Below are 19269 nucleotides of genomic sequence, written 5' to 3'. Positions count from 1 at the left end.
GTGATGACTGAGTCCGTACAGCGCGAAAGCGCGGTGTTGGTGCATTTTACGCTGAAGCTGGAAGATGGCTCGACGGCGGAATCGACCCGTGCAAACGGCAAGCCCGCGCTGTTCCGTCTCGGTGATGGCAGCCTCTCTGCGGCACTTGAGCAGGCACTGCTGGGGCTGAAAGCGGGTGAAACTAAACAGTTTACCCTGGAACCGGACGACGCCTTTGGCGGCGTCAGCCCTGACCTGATCCAGTATTTCTCGCGTCGGGACTTTATCGATGCGGGTGAGCCGGAAGTGGGAGCCATCATGCTGTTCAGCGGCATGGGCGGCAGTGAAATGCCTGGCGTGATCCGTGAAATCTCCGGTGACTCTATCACTGTGGATTTCAACCATCCGCTGGCAGGTCGTCGTATTCAGTTTGATGTAGAGGTGCTGGAAATCGATCCCGCACTGGAGGCCAACGATGCAAATCCTGTTAGCTAATCCGCGCGGCTTCTGCGCTGGCGTTGATCGTGCCATCAGTATTGTTGAGCGCGCGCTGGAGATGTATGGCGCGCCAATCTATGTCCGTCACGAAGTGGTGCATAACCGTTACGTGGTAAACAGCCTGCGTGAGCGCGGTGCCATCTTCATTGAAGAGATCAGTGAAGTGCCGGATAACGCGATTCTGATCTTCTCTGCGCACGGTGTTTCTCAGGCAGTGCGTGCCGAAGCCAAAGCGCGCAATCTGACTATGCTGTTTGACGCTACCTGTCCGCTGGTGACCAAGGTGCATATGGAAGTGGCTCGCGCCAGCCGTAAAGGCGTTGAGGCAATACTGATTGGTCATGCAGGTCATCCGGAAGTCGAAGGCACCATGGGGCAGTACAACAACCCTAATGGCGGCATGTATCTGGTGGAGTCACCGGAAGATGTCTTCAGACTGACAGTGAAAGACGAAAACAATCTGAGCTTCATGACGCAGACCACGCTGTCGGTGGATGACACCTCTGACATCATTGATGCTTTGCGCCAGCGCTTCCCGGCGATTATCGGGCCGCGTAAAGATGATATCTGCTATGCCACTACCAACCGTCAGGAAGCGGTTCGTACTCTGGCTAAAGATGCGGAAGTGGTGCTGGTGGTGGGGTCGAAGAACTCCTCTAACTCTAACCGTCTGGCTGAGCTGGCTCAGCGTGCCGGTAAGCTGGCGAAGCTGATCGACTCTGCGGATGATATTCAGGAAGAGTGGGTAAAAGGCGTGGCCTGCATCGGCGTCACCGCAGGCGCGTCAGCGCCCGATATTCTGGTGCAGCAGGTGATCCAGCGGCTGCGTGAACTGGGCGGCGAAGCGGCAATTGAGCTGATTGGCCGTGAAGAGAATATTGTCTTCGAAGTGCCCAAAGAGCTGCGTGTCGAAGTGCGTAACGTGCAGTAACTCTGCGATATTACTGATAAAAAGGCCGACTCTGTTCGGCCTTTTTTGTTTTTTGAATCTGACAAAAAAAGTCGTTATTTGCTGCGGTGATTGCTTTTACTGATAATCACGGGCGGCTGGCATAAAATTCTTATTATCACGGATTAATAGTGGCGTGACTGTTAACTCATCGTTAACCTGATGACGCTTTGGATGCATAGTTTTGTTTTAGGAATGAATAAATATGAACACAATCCGCATTGCTATTGTGGGCGCGCCGGGCCGTATGGGCCGTAATCTGATTCAGGCAACGCAGCAGGCAGAAGGCGCTGAACTGGGTGCGGCACTGGCTCGCCCGGGCTCATCGCTGACCGGCAGCGACGCTGGTGAATTAGCGGGCATCGGAAAAAATGGCATCATCATCGCTGACGATTTACGCGCGGTGATTAACGATTTTGATGTGCTGGTCGACTTCACCCGCCCGGAAGGCACGCTGGAGTATATGGCGATCTGCCGTGAGCAGGGCAAAGCGATGGTGATCGGCACCACCGGTTTTGATGAAGCAGGCAAAGCGGCCATTCGGGCCGCGGCAGAAGATATCCCCATTGTGTTCGCCGCTAACTTCAGCGTGGGGGTTAACCTGGTGCTGAAGCTGCTGGAGAAGGCTGCCAAAGTGATGGGAGAGTACGCGGATATTGAGATCGTTGAAGCGCACCACCGCCATAAAGTGGATGCGCCCTCCGGAACCGCGCTGGCGATGGGTGAGGCGATTGCCGATGCGATGCAGTGGAAACTGGATGAGCATGCGGTCTATACGCGTGAGGGCCACACCGGCGAACGCCAGCCGCAGAGCATCGGTTTTGCAACAGTACGCGCGGGCGACATCGTCGGTGAGCATACTGCGATGTTTGCAGATATTGGCGAGCGCGTAGAGATAACCCACAAGGCTTCAAGCCGTATGACCTTTGCAAATGGCGCGGTTAAGTCCGCTTTATGGTTGAAAGATAAGAAATCTGGCCTGTTTGATATGCGGGATGTGCTGGATTTGTCGATGTTGTAAGTGTTGTGAACCATCGTGATGTGGTTGTTTCAATCGATAATCGCTTGATTGAAAAGGGGCAATGTTTTCATTGCCCTTAATTTTACCTTAAATGTGCCTTCCCGATATAAATTTATCTCTGACTTCTGTTTTTGCCTGTTTTCTTCATTTATTTGCTCTGCTGGATGCTATTTTTGACCATTTGGTCAAAAATAAAGGCCGCGCTGCTTCTGTTTTGCTTTTACGCTGCCTGGCAAACGATTATTCCGCCGAGTTTTCCTCTCTTTTTGCTGCTTATGCCCGTTATTTTCCTCAGAAGGCAGATAAGGGTGAAAAAATCCCGCCGCAGGGTAGACAATGGCCAGGGCGATCATTAGAATGCGCGCAATTTGCCAAAAATCGACAATTCAGGCGGTTTTTGCATTGATTCAGGCGGCTATTTTGAATTAATATGCAGATATTGTGACTGTTTATTCCCTGGAGGATGTTTTGATTAAGTCAGCGCTCTTGGTTCTGGAAGACGGAACCCAATTCCACGGTCGGGCCATCGGGGCAACAGGGTCGGCAGTGGGAGAAGTCGTTTTCAATACCTCAATGACCGGTTATCAAGAAATCCTCACTGATCCTTCCTATTCCCGCCAAATCGTTACTCTCACTTATCCCCATATCGGTAATGTCGGAACCAATGCCGCCGACGAAGAATCCAGCCAGATTCATGCGCAGGGCCTGGTTATCCGTGACCTGCCGCTGATTGCCAGCAACTTCCGTAGTGAAGAGGGCTTATCCGCCTACCTGCAGCGCAACAACATCGTGGCGATTGCCGATATCGATACCCGCAAGCTGACGCGCTTGCTGCGTGAGAAAGGTGCGCAAAACGGCTGCATCATCGCGGGGGATAATCCGGATGCCGCGCTGGCGCTGCAAAAAGCTCAGGCGTTCCCGGGACTTAAAGGGATGGATTTGGCGAAAGAGGTCTGCACCACTGAGACCTACAGCTGGCAGCAGGGCAGCTGGACGCTGGAGGGAGGGCTGCCAGAGCAGGCCGACGCTGAATCACTGCCTTACCATGTGGTGGCTTACGATTACGGTGCCAAGCGCAACATTCTGCGGATGCTGGTCGATCGCGGCTGTCGTCTGACCGTCGTTCCGGCACAGACGCCTGCCGAAGAAGTACTGAAGCTTAATCCGGATGGCATCTTCCTCTCTAACGGTCCTGGCGACCCGGAGCCGTGCGACTACGCTATCAGCGCAATTCAGGCCTTCCTGAAAACAGAGATCCCGGTGTTCGGAATCTGTCTGGGTCATCAGCTGCTGGCGCTGGCCAGCGGGGCTAAGACCGTGAAGATGAAGCTGGGCCACCACGGCGGCAACCATCCGGTGAAAGATCTCGATAACAATCGCGTGATGATCACCGCGCAGAACCACGGTTTTGCGGTCGATGAGAACAATCTTCCCGCTAACCTGCGTGTAACTCACATTTCGTTGTTCGATAAAACCGTGCAGGGCATTCACCGCACTGACAAGCCCGCATTCAGCTTCCAGGGACACCCGGAAGCGAGCCCGGGCCCAGGCGATGCTGCGCCGCTGTTTGACCACTTTATTGAATTGATTGACGCATTCCGTCTGCAAGCGAAGTAATCAGGAGCTAATTCATGCCAAAACGTACAGACCTAAAATCCATCCTGATTCTTGGTGCCGGTCCGATTGTGATCGGCCAGGCCTGCGAATTTGACTATTCCGGTGCGCAGGCGTGTAAAGCGCTGCGTGAAGAGGGTTACCGCGTCATTCTGGTGAACTCCAACCCGGCGACGATCATGACCGACCCGGAAATGGCTGATGCGACTTACATTGAGCCGATTCACTGGGAAGTGGTGCGCAAAATCATCGAAAAAGAGCGCCCGGACGCGGTACTGCCGACCATGGGCGGTCAGACAGCGCTGAACTGTGCGCTGGAGCTGGAACGTCATGGCGTGCTGGAAGAGTTTGGCGTCACCATGATCGGCGCAACGGCTGATGCGATCGACAAAGCGGAAGATCGTCGTCGTTTCGACGTGGCGATGAAAAGCATCGGTCTGGATACCGCGCGCTCCGGCATTGCGCACACCATGGAAGAAGCGCTGGCCGTGGCTGAAGATGTCGGTTTCCCCTGCATTATCCGTCCCTCATTTACTATGGGCGGAACCGGTGGCGGCATCGCCTACAACCGCGAAGAGTTTGAAGAGATTTGCGAACGCGGTCTCGACCTCTCACCGACCAATGAGCTGCTGATTGATGAGTCGCTGATTGGCTGGAAAGAGTATGAGATGGAAGTGGTGCGCGATAAAAACGACAACTGCATCATCGTCTGCTCAATTGAAAACTTCGATGCGATGGGGATCCACACCGGTGACTCCATCACGGTGGCACCTGCCCAGACGCTGACCGACAAAGAGTATCAGATCATGCGTAACGCCTCGCTGGCGGTACTGCGTGAGATCGGTGTTGAAACCGGTGGCTCCAACGTGCAGTTCTCGGTTAACCCGAAAGATGGCCGCCTGATTGTCATTGAGATGAACCCGCGCGTGTCACGCTCCTCGGCGCTGGCCTCCAAAGCGACCGGTTTCCCGATTGCTAAAGTGGCGGCCAAACTGGCGGTCGGCTATACCCTCGACGAGCTGATGAATGATATCACCGGCGGTTTAACGCCAGCCTCGTTCGAGCCTTCCATCGACTACGTTGTCACCAAGATCCCGCGTTTCAACTTCGAAAAATTTGCCGGTGCCAACGATCGCCTGACCACGCAGATGAAGTCGGTCGGGGAAGTGATGGCAATTGGTCGTACTTTCCAGGAATCCATGCAGAAAGCGCTGCGCGGCCTGGAAGTAGGCGCTAACGGCTTCGACCCGAAAGTCCACCTCGACGACCCGGAAGCATTAACCCGCATCCGCCGTGAGCTGAAAGATGCCGGTTCAGACCGCATCTGGTACATCGCGGACGCTTTCCGTGCCGGCATGTCAGTGGATGGCGTGTTCAACCTGACCAATATTGACCGCTGGTTCCTGGTGCAGATTGAAGAGCTGGTGCGGCTGGAAGAGCAGGTTGCCCGTGAAGGGGTTAATAGTCTGGATGAGACGTTCCTGCGCGCCCTGAAGCGTAAAGGCTTTGCTGATGCACGGCTGGCGACACTGGCGGGCGTGGCAGAGAGCGAAATCCGCAAGCTGCGTCAGCAGTTTAACCTGCACCCGGTTTACAAGCGCGTGGATACCTGCGCCGCAGAGTTCGCGACAGACACCGCCTACATGTACTCCACCTATGAGGAGGAGTGCGAAGCCAATCCAAGTCCGGATCGCGAAAAAATCATGATTCTGGGCGGTGGGCCAAACCGTATCGGCCAGGGTATCGAATTCGACTATTGCTGCGTTCACGCCGCCCTGGCGCTGCGTGAAGATGGTTATCAGACCATTATGGTCAACTGTAACCCGGAAACAGTCTCGACCGATTACGACACCTCTGATCGCCTCTACTTCGAGCCGGTCACGCTGGAAGATGTGCTGGAGATTGTGCGCATTGAGCAGCCAAAAGGTGTGATTGTGCAGTATGGCGGTCAGACGCCGCTGAAACTGGCGCGTGCGCTGGAAGCTGCAGGCGTACCGGTTATCGGCACCAGCCCGGATTCCATCGACCGTGCAGAAGACCGTGAACGTTTCCAGCAGGCGGTTGATCGCCTGAACCTGAAGCAACCCGCCAACGCCACGGTGGCCACACTGGAGCAGGCGGTTGAGAAAGCCGCGGGCCTGGGTTATCCGCTGGTGGTGCGTCCTTCTTATGTGCTGGGCGGCCGTGCCATGGAGATCGTCTACGACGAGATCGACCTCAAGCGCTACTTCCAGACGGCGGTCTCGGTTTCCAACGATGCACCGGTGCTGCTGGATCGCTTCCTGGATGATGCGGTCGAAGTGGATGTTGATGCGATTTGCGACGGCGAGCGGGTGCTGATTGGCGGCATCATGGAACACATCGAGCAGGCTGGCGTTCACTCCGGTGACTCCGCCTGTTCACTGCCGGCCTACACCCTGAGTCAGGAGATTCAGAATGTGATGCGCCAGCAGGTTGAGAAGCTGGCGTTTGAGCTGAACGTTCGTGGCCTGATGAACGTCCAGTTCGCGGTGAAAGACAACGAAGTCTACCTGATCGAAGTTAACCCTCGCGCGGCGCGTACCGTGCCGTTCGTCTCTAAAGCGACCGGTGTCCCGCTGGCGAAAGTTGCCGCGCGCGTGATGGCAGGCAAAACGCTGGCAGAGCAGGGCGTCACTGAAGAGGTGATTCCGCCTTACTACTCTGTCAAAGAAGTGGTGCTGCCGTTTAACAAGTTCCAGGGCGTTGACCCGATTCTGGGGCCAGAAATGCGCTCTACCGGTGAAGTCATGGGCGTGGGCCGCACCTTCGCTGAGGCGTTTTCTAAAGCGATGCTGGGCGCACAGAGCAACATGAAGAAGTCGGGCCGTGCGCTGCTGTCGGTGCGTGAAGGCGACAAGAAACGTATTGTCGACCTGGCCGCTAAGCTGCAGAAGTTTGGTTTCGAACTGGATGCGACTCACGGCACGGCGGTCGTGCTGGGCGAAGCGGGCATCAATCCGCGCCTGGTGAACAAGGTGCACGAAGGGCGTCCGCACATTCAGGACCGTCTGAAGAATGGCGAGTATAGCTACATCGTCAATACCACGGCGGGTCGTCAGGCGATTGAAGATTCGAAACTGATTCGCCGCAGTGCTCTGCAGTATAAAGTGCACTACGACACCACGCTGAACGGCGGCTTCGCCACCGCGATGGCGCTGAATGCAGACCCGACGGAACAGGTTATCTCCGTTCAGGAGATGCATGCCCAGATCAAGGCGATGTAAGGTGATGTAATGTGAAAAACGGCTCCTGCGGGAGCCGTTTTTTTTGACCATCTTATTGGCGATAATCCGAAAACATGGTTCAGGGAAAGCAAAGAGTTTGCGTTAAAGTCACTGATTTGGCTTAATTTTTTAGCTATAGGTGCGAATAAGGCCGGTTCGCACAAATTTATAATATAAACACTTCCTGTGCGGATTTTTCGTCAGTACTATGCCTGCCGCTCATCACTGGAGCGTATCAGGACATAAATAAAAAATGAAAATGCGTACTTTTTCTCTGAGTGCAGTGGCTGCACTGATGGCAATTCTTCCTTTCGCCAGCCAGGCGGAAATTACCCTGTTAAAACAGGATCCGCAGGCAGGCGATCCGCTTAGCCGTCTTAACTTTACTTTTGGCGGCAGCATTCGTGCTCAGTTCAATCATCAGACCGGCGTGGATGACAAATCCTACAAGCGCGACGGTTTTGACGGCGGCACCCGTTTCCGTTTCGGCGCTGACTACTACCTGTTTGATGACGTCAGCTGGATCAGCTACTACGAGCTGGGCGTTAACGTCCCGGCGGTCTTCAGCTGGGATCGTCACTATGCGGACGGTGCCAATAACACCACGCGTCGTCAGCTCTACACCGGTCTGAAAAGCAAAACCTGGGGCCAGCTTACCTTTGGTCAGCAGAACAGCGTCTATTACGATACCGTGGGCGCCAAGACCGATATCTGGGATTACGACATGGTCGGCCAGGCTCCGGGTAACGGGATCAATGGCGACTACGACGGATCTTACCGCTCACGCAAACAGCTGAAGTATAAAAACAGCTTCGGCGATGCGGATCTTTACGCCTCTTATCTGTTCGAAGATAACGAGTATCTGCCAGGCAACGGCCTGCGCTATAAGCGCAAAGGCGGCGGCTCGCTGGGTGTGGACTACCACATCACGGACGATCTGAGCTGGGGCACGGCGTGGAACTACACCCGCGCGGCGATGCGTAACCCGAACAACGGCGACAGCCGCGATTACGATCAGAACATTTACGGCACCGCGCTGAGCTGGACCCCAGGTAACTGGACGTTGTCAGCCGGCGGTGGCTGGTATGAGAACTTCATGACCACCAAACGCAAAGATGTGCATGACTACTTTGCCGGCGACGCGTGGGGCATTGAATATTTCGCCGGTTACAAGATTCCGGTGGGGCAGTATGGTCTGAAAGCGGTACAGCCGTATGTCATGGGCGATCGCATTGAGTATGCGACAGGCCGTGATTATCAGCGCATCGACAACGGTCTGGGTGTGGTGCTGTTCCTCGACTACGGTTTCCGTGTCGATTACGAACATGTGTTTACCTCCAGCACCGATAACCTGGGTGATATGAATCTGGTGCGTCTGCGCTACGACTTCTGATAACCCTGACGGCTCCTCCGGGAGCCGTTTTCTTTTGCGCACGACTTTTGTGCCAGCCTGAGGCCGATCGCTGGCGAGCTGCGGCAAACTGACGCGATTAGGCGGTGAAAAACGCTGCACAGGCCGTGAAAAACGACGTCATGAAAAGCTTTACGCAATTAGACCTTTCCCCCTATCGACGAAAGTTTCACCTTTACGTATCATGGCGCCAATTTTTTTCAGTGAGTGGTTAACATGATTAGTCTTATCGCGGCATTAGCAGCAGATCGCATTATTGGAATGGAGAACGCCATGCCGTGGGACCTGCCTGCAGATCTGGCGTGGTTCAAGCGCCATACGCTGAAGAAACCGGTGATTATGGGCCGACTGACCTTTGAATCTATTGGCCGTCCGTTACCTGGCCGACTGAATATCGTGGTCAGCAGCCAGCCGGGCACCACCGAAGGCGTTACCTGGGTCACTTCGCTGGATGAGGCGTTACAGGCAGCCGGTGACGCTGAAGAGATCATGGTGATTGGCGGTGGCCGCGTCTATGAGCAGATGCTGAAGCGTGCCGATCGTCTCTATCTGACGCACATTGATGCGGAAGTGGAAGGTGATACGCAGTTCCCGGATTACGAGCCGGATGAGTGGCAGTCAACGTTCAGCGAATTCCACGACGCTGACGAGCAAAATTCCCACAGCTACTGCTTTGAGATCCTTGACCGTCGTCGCTAATCCCACCCCTGCCGGGCTGTAACCTGGCTGTCATCTTTATTCATTAGCATTGCTTCTTTTCTGGGATCGACACAAAGGAAGCAATCACTAATGAAAATCGAACTCTCCGCATTAAGCACTGACCGGCTGCCTGATCCACTGCGTCGTAAATTCCTTGCCGGTTCCGGTGCTATCGGCCTGACCGGCTTTCTCAGCGGCGGCCTGACGCTCTCGGGCAGCGCACTGGCGCAGGAGAAGCCTGCGGGCAGTCCACTGCTGGGCTTTCAGGCGATTGCCGCGTCCACGGCCGATGAGATTGTGGTGGCCCCCGGCTATCGCGCCGACGTGTTGATCTCCTGGGGTGATCCGCTGGTGAATGGCGCAGCCGCGTTTGATCCGCAGGGCAATAACAGCGCCGAAGATCAGGAAAAGCAGTTCGGTGACAACAACGACGGTATGAGCTTCTTCGCGATTAATGACCATCGCGGCGTGATGGCGATTAACAATGAATATGTGAATGAGCCGACGCTGTTCGCCCACGGCGGCAGTAAAGCGACCAGCCTGGAAGATGTCAAAAAGTCGCAGGCGGCGCATGGTATCTCCATCGTTGAAGTCAAACGGGGTGAGGACAATCGCTGGCAGGTGGTACGTCCTTCTGACTATAACCGCCGCATTACTGCCAATACCCCGATGCGCTTTTCCGGTCCGGCAGCGGGGGATAAAGCGCTGCAGACTGCCGCCGATCCGCAGGGAATGAATGTCCTGGGCACCTTTGGTAACTGCGCCAACGGCAAAACGCCGTGGGGCACCTATCTCACCTGTGAAGAGAACTACGACACCTACTTTGGCACCCATCAGGCGGACTTTACGCCGACCCCACAGCAGAAGCGCTATACCCTGAATGCCGCTGAGCCGGAGCGCAACTGGGCCGATTTTGATCCCCGCTTCGATATCGCTAAGAATCCCAACGAATTCAACCGTCACGGCTGGATTGTCGAAATCGATCCTTTCGATCCTCACTCCGTGCCGGTAAAGCGGACCGCGCTGGGCCGCTTCAAGCACGAGAATGCCGCCGTGACGGTCGCGAAAACCGGCCAGCTGGTGGTTTATATGGGCGACGACGAGCGCGGCGAGTATATCTATAAATTTGTCTCAGATGACAAGGTCACTCCGGATGATGCTAAAGCCAATCACGGACTGCTTGATAAGGGCACGCTCTATGTGGCGCAGTTCAACGGCGATGCGCAGGGCACACCGCTTAAAGGCACCGGGCGCTGGCTGGCGCTGAAGTGGGGCGAAAATGGACTCACCGCTGAAAAGGGATTCAATAGCCAGGCAGATGTTTTGATCAATGCGCGTGCCGCGGCAGATGTGGTCAACGCAACGCGAATGGACCGGCCGGAGTGGATTGCGGTTAACCCGCATGACGGCCGTGCCTACTGCACTCTGACCAACAACAACAAGCGCGGAAATGAAGGCATGCCGGTCAATGCAGCGAATCCGAGGCCAAAAAATATCTACGGTCAGATTATTCGCTGGGATGAGAAGGGCGATGCTACCGCGCAGACGTTTGAGTGGGATATCTATGCGCTGTGTGGCAACCCGATAGTGCATCCTGAGGGGATCTATCGTGGCACACCGAACATCACCGCGGAGAATACCTTTAACAGTCCGGATGGGCTGGGGTTTGATGCGCAGGGGCGGTTATGGATCCTGACCGATGGCAAATACAGCAACAAAGAGGATTATAAGGGGCAGGGGAATAATCAGATGCTGGTGGGTGATCCTGATAGTGGCGAGATCCGCCGGTTTATGGTCGGTCCAAAATCGTGCGAGCTGACCGGTATTACCTTCACGCCCGATTACAAAACGCTGTTCGTGAATGTGCAGCATCCCGGCGAAGAGGGTGACTCGCACTTCCCAGACAACAGTCCGCGTCCGCGGTCGTCGGTGATTATGATCACTCGTGAAGATGGCGGCATTATCGGCGCATAAAACAGGATGCTGGCCTGATGGCCAGCATCGCCGTTATAGCGTGGGCGGTGCCAGACTGTCGCTGGAGGCCAGGGCTTTTTCGCGATTAGAGGGTTGCACTACATAGCGTTGTGTCTCCCAGTGCAGCAGGGTCAGCGTTCCGCCCCAGCAGCAGCCGGTATCCAGCCCGATAATGCCCTCTGGCGTGCCTTTGCCTTCCAGCGAGGCCCAGTGACCAAAGACGATGGTGTAGTCACGTGCGACCGGCCCCTCAATGTTAAACCAGGGTTTCAGCGGCGGAAGCGCCGATTCCGGGGCATCTTTGCAGATCATGTCCAGCTGGCCGTTAGGGAAGCAGTAGCGCATGCGGGTGAGGGCGTTGGTGCTGAAGCGCAGACGCGCCAGGCCGGTCAGATCTTCACTCCAGTTGTTCGGCATGTCGCCATACATGGCATCCAGGAACAGCGGATAACTGTCGCTGGCGAGAACCGCTTCGACTTCACGCGCGCACTTTTTCGCGGTCTCAATATCCCATTGCGGCGTGATACCGGCGTGTCCCATCACTAGCTTTTTCTCTTCATCAACCTGTAACAGCGGCTGACGACGCAGCCAGTTGATCAGCTCATCCGCATCATCCGCTTCCAGCAACGGGGTCAGGCGATCTTTAGGCTTGTTACGGCTGATGCCGGCGTAGACCGCCAGCAGATGCAAGTCGTGATTGCCCAGCACCAGACGCACCGCATCGCCCAGCGATTTTACGTAGCGTAAGACTTCCAGTGAGCCGGGACCGCGCGCTACTAAGTCGCCGGTCAGCCAAAGGGTATCCTGCTCAGGATTGAAGTCGACCTGTTGCAGCAATGCACGTAATTCATCGTAGCAACCGTGAACGTCGCCAATCAGGTATGTGCTCATAACGTTTTATCCATCAGGAAGGTGCCCGACTTAACGGGCAAAAAGCGTGTGAATCAATGAATGTGGGTCTGAATGGCGAGGCGGAACACCGGGATCTCTACGTGAAAGGTGTCGCCCTGTTCGTCGACCATCACATAGTGCCCCTGCATGGTGCCCATCGGTGTTTCGATCACGGCACCGCTGGTGTACTGAAATTCATTGCCTGGCGCGATAAGCGGCTGTTCACCGACCACGCCTTCACCCTGAACTTCCGTTTCGCGGCCGTTACCGTTGGTAATCAACCAGTAGCGTCCCAGCAGTTGCACTGAGGAACGGCCCAGATTGCGTATCGTAATGGTATAGGCGAAGACGTAGCGATCATCATCCGGTGAGGATTGTGAGGCGACGTACTGGCTTTGCACATGGACGGAGACGCGGGCCGTTTCACTCATGACTTACTCCTGCGATTTTCCCTGATGATTCGCCAGCCAGTTCGCCAGCTGACAATATTGCGCCACCGAGACGTTCTCGGCACGCAGGGTTGGATCTATGGATAACTCTTCCAGCGCACCGGCGGCCACCATGTGACTCAGGCTGTTGCGCAGCGTTTTACGACGCTGGCCGAACGCTTCAGTAGTAATACGGCTCAGGATACGCACATCGCTGACCGGATACGGCGGCTCGGCATACGGCACCAGACGCACCACGGCAGAGTCCACTTTCGGTGGTGGCGTGAAAGAGTGCGGAGGCACTTCCAGCACCGGAATGATCTGGCAGTAGTACTGCGCCATCACTGTCAGACGACCATAAGTCTTGTTACCCGGACCGGCAACCAGACGATTAACCACCTCTTTCTGCAGCATGAAGTGCATATCTTTGATCGAACCAGTATAGCTGAAAAGGTGGAACATCAGCGGGGTCGAAATATTGTACGGCAGGTTACCAAATACCCGCAGCGGCTGGCCTCTCTCCTGCGCCAGCGCGGCGAAGTCGAAGGTCATGGCATCCTGCTGGAAGATAGTCAGTTTCGGGCCAAGGAATGGATGCGTTTCCAGACGCGCAGCGAGATCGCGGTCCAGCTCTATCACCGTTAATTTATCGAGGCGTTCGCCTACCGGCTCGGTTAAGGCACCCAGGCCTGGGCCGATCTCCACCAGCGCTTCGTCGCGCTGAGGATGGATGGCGGAGACAATGCTGTCGATAATGTACTGATCGTTCAGGAAGTTCTGCCCGAAACGTTTACGGGCGTAGTGCCCCTGATGGACGCGATTATTCATTACTGCTCTTGATCATAGTGATGGCGAGGTTAAGCGCCGTGATGAAGCTGCCCGGTTCAGCCTGACCCAGGCCAGCGAGTTCAAGCGCGGTGCCGTGGTCAACTGAAGTCCGGATAAAGGGCAGGCCCAGGGTGATATTTACCGCCCGGCCAAACCCCTGAAATTTGAGTACCGGCAGGCCCTGGTCGTGATACATCGCCAGCACCGCATCGGCGTATTGCAGATATTTGGGCTGGAAAAGGGTATCCGCAGGCAGCGGGCCGGTCAGATTAATGCCCTGCTGACGCAGTTCATTGAGTGCCGGCGTGATGGTCTCGATCTCTTCCCGACCCATGTGACCACTTTCGCCGGCATGAGGGTTAAGACCACAGACATAAATATGCGGCTCGGCAATCGCAAACTTCTGCTGCAGATCACGATGCAGAATCGTAATCACTTCATGCAGACATTCACGGGTTACCGCAGCGGGCACATCTTTCAGCGGCAGATGGGTGGTGGCCAGTGCGACTCGTAGCTCTTCTGTCGCCAGCATCATGACCACCCGATGGCCGCCTGCGCGATCGGCGAAGAATTCGGTATGGCCGGTAAAGGCGATGCCGGCATCGTTAATCACGCCTTTATGCACCGGGCCGGTAATCAGGGCAGCGAATTCACCGTCGAGACAACCGTCGCAGGCGCGCGTCAGCGTGGCCAGCACATAGTCGCTGTTGGCGACGCAAAGCTCGCCGGGTGTGACCGGCGCTGCCGTTTCAATTGGCAGGATAGTCAGTGTACCCGCCTGCTGTGGCTCGGCTGCCACATCAGGCTGGTAGGGCCGCAGGGTCAGCGGCAGACCGAGTTGCGCCGCACGCTGCTGCAACAGGGCAGGCGAGGCGCAGACCACCAGTTCAACCGGCCACGACTGCTGGGCCAGCTGAACGGTAAGATCAGGACCAATCCCGGCAGGTTCGCCGGTCGTGATCACCACACGGGCATTACTGCGCATTGCCATCCAGAATCTTCACGTAGGCACTGGCACGTTGTTCCTGCATCCAGGTCTGCGCTTCTTCCGCGAACTTACGGTTAAACAGCATACGGTAAGCACGCTCTTTCTGGGCCGCATCGGTTTTATCCACCTGACGGGTATCCAGCAACTGAATCAGATGCCAGCCGAAAGAGGAGTGAACCGGCTGGCTGGTCTGGCCTTTCTGCAGGCGCAGCAGCGCGTCACGGAACGCCGGGTCAAAGACTTCCGGAGAGGTCCAGCCGAGGTCGCCGCCCTGGTTCGCCGAACCCGGATCGTCAGAGTACTGTTTAGCCGCCGCCGCAAAGGTGGTTTTGCCACTGCGGATATCGTTAGCAATCTGCTCCAGCTGTGCGCGTGCCTGATCGTCTGTCAGGATCGGCGATGGCTTCAGCAGAATGTGACGCGAATGGACTTCGGTGACCGAGACATTTTTGCTCTCGCCACGCAGGTCGTTCACTTTCAGGATGTGGAAGCCCACACCAGAGCGCACCGGCCCGACGATATCGCCTTTTTTGGCGCTTGAGAGTGCCTGAGCAAACAGGGTCGGTAACTCTTCGATTTTACCCCAGCCCATGTTGCCGCCTTTCAGCGCCTGGGAGTCGGCAGAGTAGGTCACGGCCATCTTGCCGAAGTCAGCGCCATTTTTCAGTTCGCCAACCAGCTGTTTCGCCAGCGTTTCCTGCTCATCAACCTGCTGTTGCGTCGGGTTTTCCGGCAGCGGCAGCAGAATATGACTGACGTTCAGTTCAGTACCCTGGCTGTTCTGAGAGCCGATCTGGGTAGCAAGCGTATCCACTTCCTGCGGCAGAATCGTGACACGACGACGCACTTCGTTGTTGCGCACTTCGGCGATAGTCATCTCTTTGCGGATCTGAGAACGATACACGCTGTAGTTCATGCCGTCATAAGCCAGACGGCTACGCAGCTGATCAAGGCTCATCTTGTTCTGCGCAGCGATGTTCTGAATAGCCTGGTCCAGCTGCTCGTCGCTGATCTGAATTCCCGCTTTATCACCCATCTGCAGGATGATGTTGTCCATGATCTGACGTTCCAGAATCTGATGGCGCAACGTTTTATCATCCGGCAACTGCTGACCAGCCTGCTGGGCCTGAGATTTAACGGTGCTCATCATGCCATCCACGTCACTCTCAAGAACCACGCCGTTATTGACCACGGCTGCAACTTTATCAACGACTTGTGGTGCTGCGAACGCGGTGTTGGCACTGATTGCCACACCAAGAATCAGCATTCTCCAGTTCTTCATACTTTATCCATTGTTGGTTCCGCACTGCGGGATTGCCTGTCAAACATCACAACATCAGAAAGCAGGCTGGTAAGGGATAATGCCCTGACGCAGCATATCGTTGGTGCCTAAGCCATAGTTCGGACTCAGACCACGCAGCTCAATGTTGAATGAGATTTGGTTGTCATACTTACTGTCGTTGTTTTCCCAACCGTTAATTTTGCGTTCGTAACCGACCCGGATAGCGTAACAGCATGAGCTGTATTGCAGGCCAACCAGTTGTGAAGCCGGACGCGTGTTGCGGGTATCGTAGTAGTAAGCGCCTACCACAGACCATGCGTCGGCAATCGGCCAGCTGGCCGTAGTACCTACCTGTGAAATCCCATTTTTGTAGATAGGATTCGTGACCAGGCTGCTATCGTTCAGCGCGGTCGCAACATACTCCGGGCTGCTGTAACGGTAGCTCAGCTGCACCATGCGGTCGGCATCACGACGGTATTCCAGTACGGTATTGCCCTGGGAGACGTTGTCGAGTTTGGTGTCATATTGCAGTCCACCACGGACGCCCCAGCGATCGCTGATTTTCCAGTATGTATCGCCAGCCCAGATCAGGCTGCCGGTATCATCTTCTTTACTGGTTTGATTCACACCAGTACGAGAAGGGGTAAACGAGTAGATTTGACCTACAGAAACGTTAAAACGTTCAACCAGATCGTTATCATAAATACGCGAGGTGACGCCGGTAGCCACTTCATTGGCGGAAGCGATGCGATCCAGGCCGCTATAAGTACGATCGCGGAACAGACCGGTGTAGTCGGTTTGCAGCAACGTTGAGTCGTACGGATAGATATTGCTCTGATTACGATACGGGATATAAAGGTACTGCACGCGCGGTTCCAGCGTCTGGGTATAACCCACCGCCGAGTTCATATCGCGGTCAAACACCAGACGACCATCAACTTTAAATTGCGGCAGGGTGCGGTTGACAGACTCATCCAGTTCGCCGCTCTTATCACCCCTGAGACCATTGGCAGCGTTGTTATAGAAATCAACGTCAGTCTGCTGATAGTGGGTCGCCAGGAACTTCGCTTCGGTATCCAGGCTGGCCCAGCCGTTTGACAGCGGCAGGTTCAGCGTTGGCTCAACATGTAAACGGGTCGCTTCGGGATAGCGGCTGCTGACGTTGGTGAACTTCACCGCCTGGGCATAAACCCGGCCATCAAACGGGCCGATATCGTTCTGATAGAGATTGACGTCCAGCTGCGGCATGGCGCGGTAGACGTTATTGCTGGTGGTATCGCCGAACACCTGGAAATCTTTGGTGGAGAGCGTAGCGTCCCAGTTGGTGTCCGCATAGCCGATGCTGAATTTCTGCGTGGCGTAGTTGTCGGTCGAGCTGTAGTACTTCGAGTCGAGATCGTTGAAGTAGTACTTATCGCTGACCTTGGTGTAGTCCGCGTTGAAACGCCAGTTCTGGTCATAGACACCGGCATGACGCCAGTAGAACAGCCAGCGATCGGAGCTGTCATTTTCGGCGATGCCACGCACCGCTTTGTCGTTATCGTACTGTTTGTCCGAGCCGAGGTAGTCGAATTCAACCAGACCCGCACCCAGCGTGGTCAGATAACGGAATTCGTTTTCAAACTGCATGCCGCGCTTACTCATGTAGTGCGGCGTGATGGTCGCATCGGCCTGCGGCGCGATGTTCCAGTAATAGGGCAGCGTGAACTCAAAGCCGTTGTTGCTGCCATATTTTGCATTCGGGATCAGGAAACCGGAGCGGCGACGATCGCCAATCGGTAACTGCAGATAGGGGCTGTAGAACACCGGAACGGATCCGATCTTAAAGCGGGCGTTCCAGATCTCCGCCACTTCCTCTTCGCGATCCTGGATCACCTCTGAACCCACCACGCTCCAGCTGTTGGAGCCGGGCAGACAGGAGGTAAAGGTACCGTTTTCCAGAATGGTGTAGCGGTTATCGCCGCGCAGCTTCATCTGATCTGCGACGCCGCGTCCCTGACGATCTACCATCTGGTACTGACCATTCCAGACGTTGGTATCTTTGCTGTTGAGGTTTGACCAGGCTTTCGGACCTTTCAGGATGACCTGATTGTCATCGTAGTGCACATTACCCAGCGCATCGACGGTACGTACGGGCGCGGTCTGGCCTTCCTGCTGACGCTGATGAAGCTGGACTTCATCCGCCTGCATACGGCTGTTGCCCTGCTCAATATTCACATTACCGGTGAATACCGCATCGTTGGGATAGTTCCCTTTGGCGGCGTCGGAGTGAATGGTGACGGGCATCTGATTCGTATCGCCATTCACCAGCGGGCGGTTATAACTCGGCACGCCTAACATACACTGCGACATCAAATCGTCGGCAAAGGCTTGCTGGCTAATGGCTGCGCCGATCAGTGTGGCCAGCAGGGTAGGTATATGTTTTTTCATACGCGGTATCGAGAATTCCATGAAAACTGGCATCATGCCGACAATCGGGTCAGAGACTAACTTACTGCCCGGCGTTGCGCCAGTGTTAATCCTGGTCAGTCAGCGTTGCCGTTAGGCGCTGAGATAAATGACAGGTATGATAATGCAATTTTCAGCCGCAAGCATGGCGAATTGAGGAGTTTATGCGCTACTGGGGAAAAGTTGTGGGTCTGGCGGTGGGATTACTTTCCGGCGCAGGCTTTTGGGGTATTGTGATCGGTTTGATCATTGGCCATATGATTGACAAAGTACGCGGCGCGCAAGGCAAGGCTTACTTCTCAAATAATCAGACCCGACAGACGCTGTTTTTTAGCACCACCTTTCAGGTGATGGGCCATCTGACCAAGTCAAAAGGGCGCGTCACGGAAGCGGATATTCAGATTGCTTCGCTGTTAATGGAGCGGATGCAGCTGCACGGTGACTCTCGCACGGCTGCCCAGCGCGCGTTCCGCGAAGGCAAGCAGGCGGATTATCCGTTACGCAGCAAACTGCGTGAACTGCGCAGCGCCTGTTTTGGCCGGTTTGATCTGATTCGGATGTTCCTGGAGATCCAGATTCAGGCCGCCTTTGCCGACGGTTCACTGCATCCCAATGAGCGACAGGTGCTCTATGTGATTGCCGAAGAGCTTGGCATTTCACGCGGTCAGTTCGATCAGTTCCTGCGCATGATGGAAGGTGGCCAGCAGTTTGGCGGTGGTCAGCGCAGTTCAGGCGGTTTTCAGCAGGCGCAACGCGGGCCAACGCTGGAAGATGCCTGTAGCGTGCTGGGTGTGAAGAGTAGCGATGACGCCACCACCATCAAACGCGCCTACCGCAAACTCATGAGCGAACATCATCCTGACAAGCTGGTAGCGAAAGGGTTACCACCAGAGATGATGGAGATGGCGAAGCAGAAAGCGCAGGAAATTCAGGCGGCGTACGATCTGATTCGCAAAGAGAAAGGCTTTAAGTAAACACCATGTTCCGTGGCCTCTTCTGCAACAGAGGAGGCCA

16 protein-coding genes are annotated in these 19269 nt (G+C 55.4%); 10 read left to right on the top strand and 6 right to left on the bottom strand.

What is annotated here, in order from left to right; all coding sequences use genetic code 11:
- Positions 1-3: 3 nt before the first annotated feature.
- The 9 genes from fkpB (at position 4) to ACO6VX_RS19440 (ending at position 11390) form a co-directional block, all read left to right on the top strand.
- Positions 4-474: an FKBP-type peptidyl-prolyl cis-trans isomerase gene (gene fkpB / locus ACO6VX_RS19480; RefSeq protein ID WP_010253720.1), complete on the top strand. Its 471-nt coding sequence runs from the start codon at positions 4-6 to the stop codon at positions 472-474.
- Entirely contained in the window at positions 455-1408 is a 954-nt protein-coding gene (ispH, locus tag ACO6VX_RS19475; RefSeq protein ID WP_010253724.1) for a 4-hydroxy-3-methylbut-2-enyl diphosphate reductase, read from the top strand. The genes fkpB and ispH overlap by 20 nt, the downstream gene beginning before the upstream one ends.
- A 223-nt stretch (positions 1409-1631) precedes the next feature.
- Positions 1632-2447 carry a 4-hydroxy-tetrahydrodipicolinate reductase gene (gene dapB / locus ACO6VX_RS19470; RefSeq protein ID WP_010253726.1) on the top strand — a complete coding sequence of 272 codons (816 nt, stop codon included), beginning with the start codon at positions 1632-1634 and terminating at the stop codon, positions 2445-2447.
- A gap of 91 nt (positions 2448-2538) precedes the next feature.
- Complete coding sequence (locus ACO6VX_RS19465) at positions 2539-2853, top strand: hypothetical protein (RefSeq protein WP_422458276.1); 315 nt, start codon at positions 2539-2541, stop codon at positions 2851-2853.
- Between the two features lie 62 nt (positions 2854-2915).
- Complete coding sequence (gene carA / locus ACO6VX_RS19460; RefSeq protein WP_010253731.1) at positions 2916-4064, top strand: glutamine-hydrolyzing carbamoyl-phosphate synthase small subunit; 1149 nt, start codon at positions 2916-2918, stop codon at positions 4062-4064.
- Between the two features lie 14 nt (positions 4065-4078).
- Positions 4079-7306 (top strand): carbamoyl-phosphate synthase large subunit, encoded by a 3228-nt coding sequence (gene carB / locus ACO6VX_RS19455; protein ID WP_010253739.1) that lies wholly within the window; start codon positions 4079-4081, stop codon positions 7304-7306.
- 253 nt (positions 7307-7559) lie between these two features.
- Complete coding sequence (locus ACO6VX_RS19450; RefSeq protein ID WP_010253747.1) at positions 7560-8699, top strand: porin; 1140 nt, start codon at positions 7560-7562, stop codon at positions 8697-8699.
- Positions 8700-8933: 234 nt separating this feature from the next.
- Entirely contained in the window at positions 8934-9416 is a 483-nt protein-coding gene (gene folA / locus ACO6VX_RS19445; protein ID WP_010253752.1) for a type 3 dihydrofolate reductase, read from the top strand.
- A gap of 90 nt (positions 9417-9506) precedes the next feature.
- Positions 9507-11390 (top strand): PhoX family protein, encoded by a 1884-nt coding sequence (locus tag ACO6VX_RS19440; RefSeq protein ID WP_422458275.1) that lies wholly within the window; start codon positions 9507-9509, stop codon positions 11388-11390.
- Positions 11391-11423: 33 nt separating this feature from the next.
- On the opposite strand, the gene apaH is transcribed toward ACO6VX_RS19440, so the two are convergent.
- The 6 genes from apaH to lptD are packed head-to-tail and all read right to left on the bottom strand — an operon-like array spanning position 11424 to position 18237.
- On the bottom strand, positions 11424-12281 hold the full coding sequence (gene apaH, locus ACO6VX_RS19435; RefSeq protein ID WP_010253765.1) for a bis(5'-nucleosyl)-tetraphosphatase (symmetrical) ApaH: 858 nt from the start codon (positions 12279-12281) through the stop codon (positions 11424-11426).
- Between the two features lie 53 nt (positions 12282-12334).
- On the bottom strand, positions 12335-12712 hold the full coding sequence (apaG, locus tag ACO6VX_RS19430) for a Co2+/Mg2+ efflux protein ApaG (protein WP_003854807.1): 378 nt from the start codon (positions 12710-12712) through the stop codon (positions 12335-12337).
- Positions 12713-12715: 3 nt separating this feature from the next.
- Positions 12716-13537 carry a 16S rRNA (adenine(1518)-N(6)/adenine(1519)-N(6))-dimethyltransferase RsmA gene (gene rsmA, locus ACO6VX_RS19425; RefSeq protein WP_003854805.1) on the bottom strand — a complete coding sequence of 274 codons (822 nt, stop codon included), beginning with the start codon at positions 13535-13537 and terminating at the stop codon, positions 12716-12718.
- A complete protein-coding gene (gene pdxA, locus ACO6VX_RS19420; RefSeq protein WP_187496056.1) occupies positions 13530-14522 on the bottom strand; it encodes a 4-hydroxythreonine-4-phosphate dehydrogenase PdxA in 993 nt (330 codons plus the stop codon). Before pdxA ends, rsmA begins: the two co-directional genes overlap by 8 nt.
- On the bottom strand, positions 14512-15807 hold the full coding sequence (surA, locus tag ACO6VX_RS19415; protein WP_010253800.1) for a peptidylprolyl isomerase SurA: 1296 nt from the start codon (positions 15805-15807) through the stop codon (positions 14512-14514). The genes pdxA and surA overlap by 11 nt, the downstream gene beginning before the upstream one ends.
- 54 nt (positions 15808-15861) lie before the next feature.
- On the bottom strand, positions 15862-18237 hold the full coding sequence (gene lptD / locus ACO6VX_RS19410; protein WP_010671814.1) for an LPS assembly protein LptD: 2376 nt from the start codon (positions 18235-18237) through the stop codon (positions 15862-15864).
- Positions 18238-18419: 182 nt separating this feature from the next.
- On the opposite strand from lptD, the gene djlA reads away from it, so the two are divergent.
- A complete protein-coding gene (gene djlA, locus ACO6VX_RS19405) occupies positions 18420-19229 on the top strand; it encodes a co-chaperone DjlA (protein WP_010253811.1) in 810 nt (269 codons plus the stop codon).
- The last annotated feature ends 40 nt before the right edge of the window (positions 19230-19269 follow it).

The sequence above is a fragment of the Pantoea sp. BJFS-204 genome, from assembly GCF_049310725.1.
GTDB lineage: Bacteria > Pseudomonadota > Gammaproteobacteria > Enterobacterales > Enterobacteriaceae > Pantoea > Pantoea agglomerans.
The sequence above is the reverse complement of the archived record's forward strand: the minus strand, read 5'-3'. Positions and strand labels throughout refer to the sequence as shown.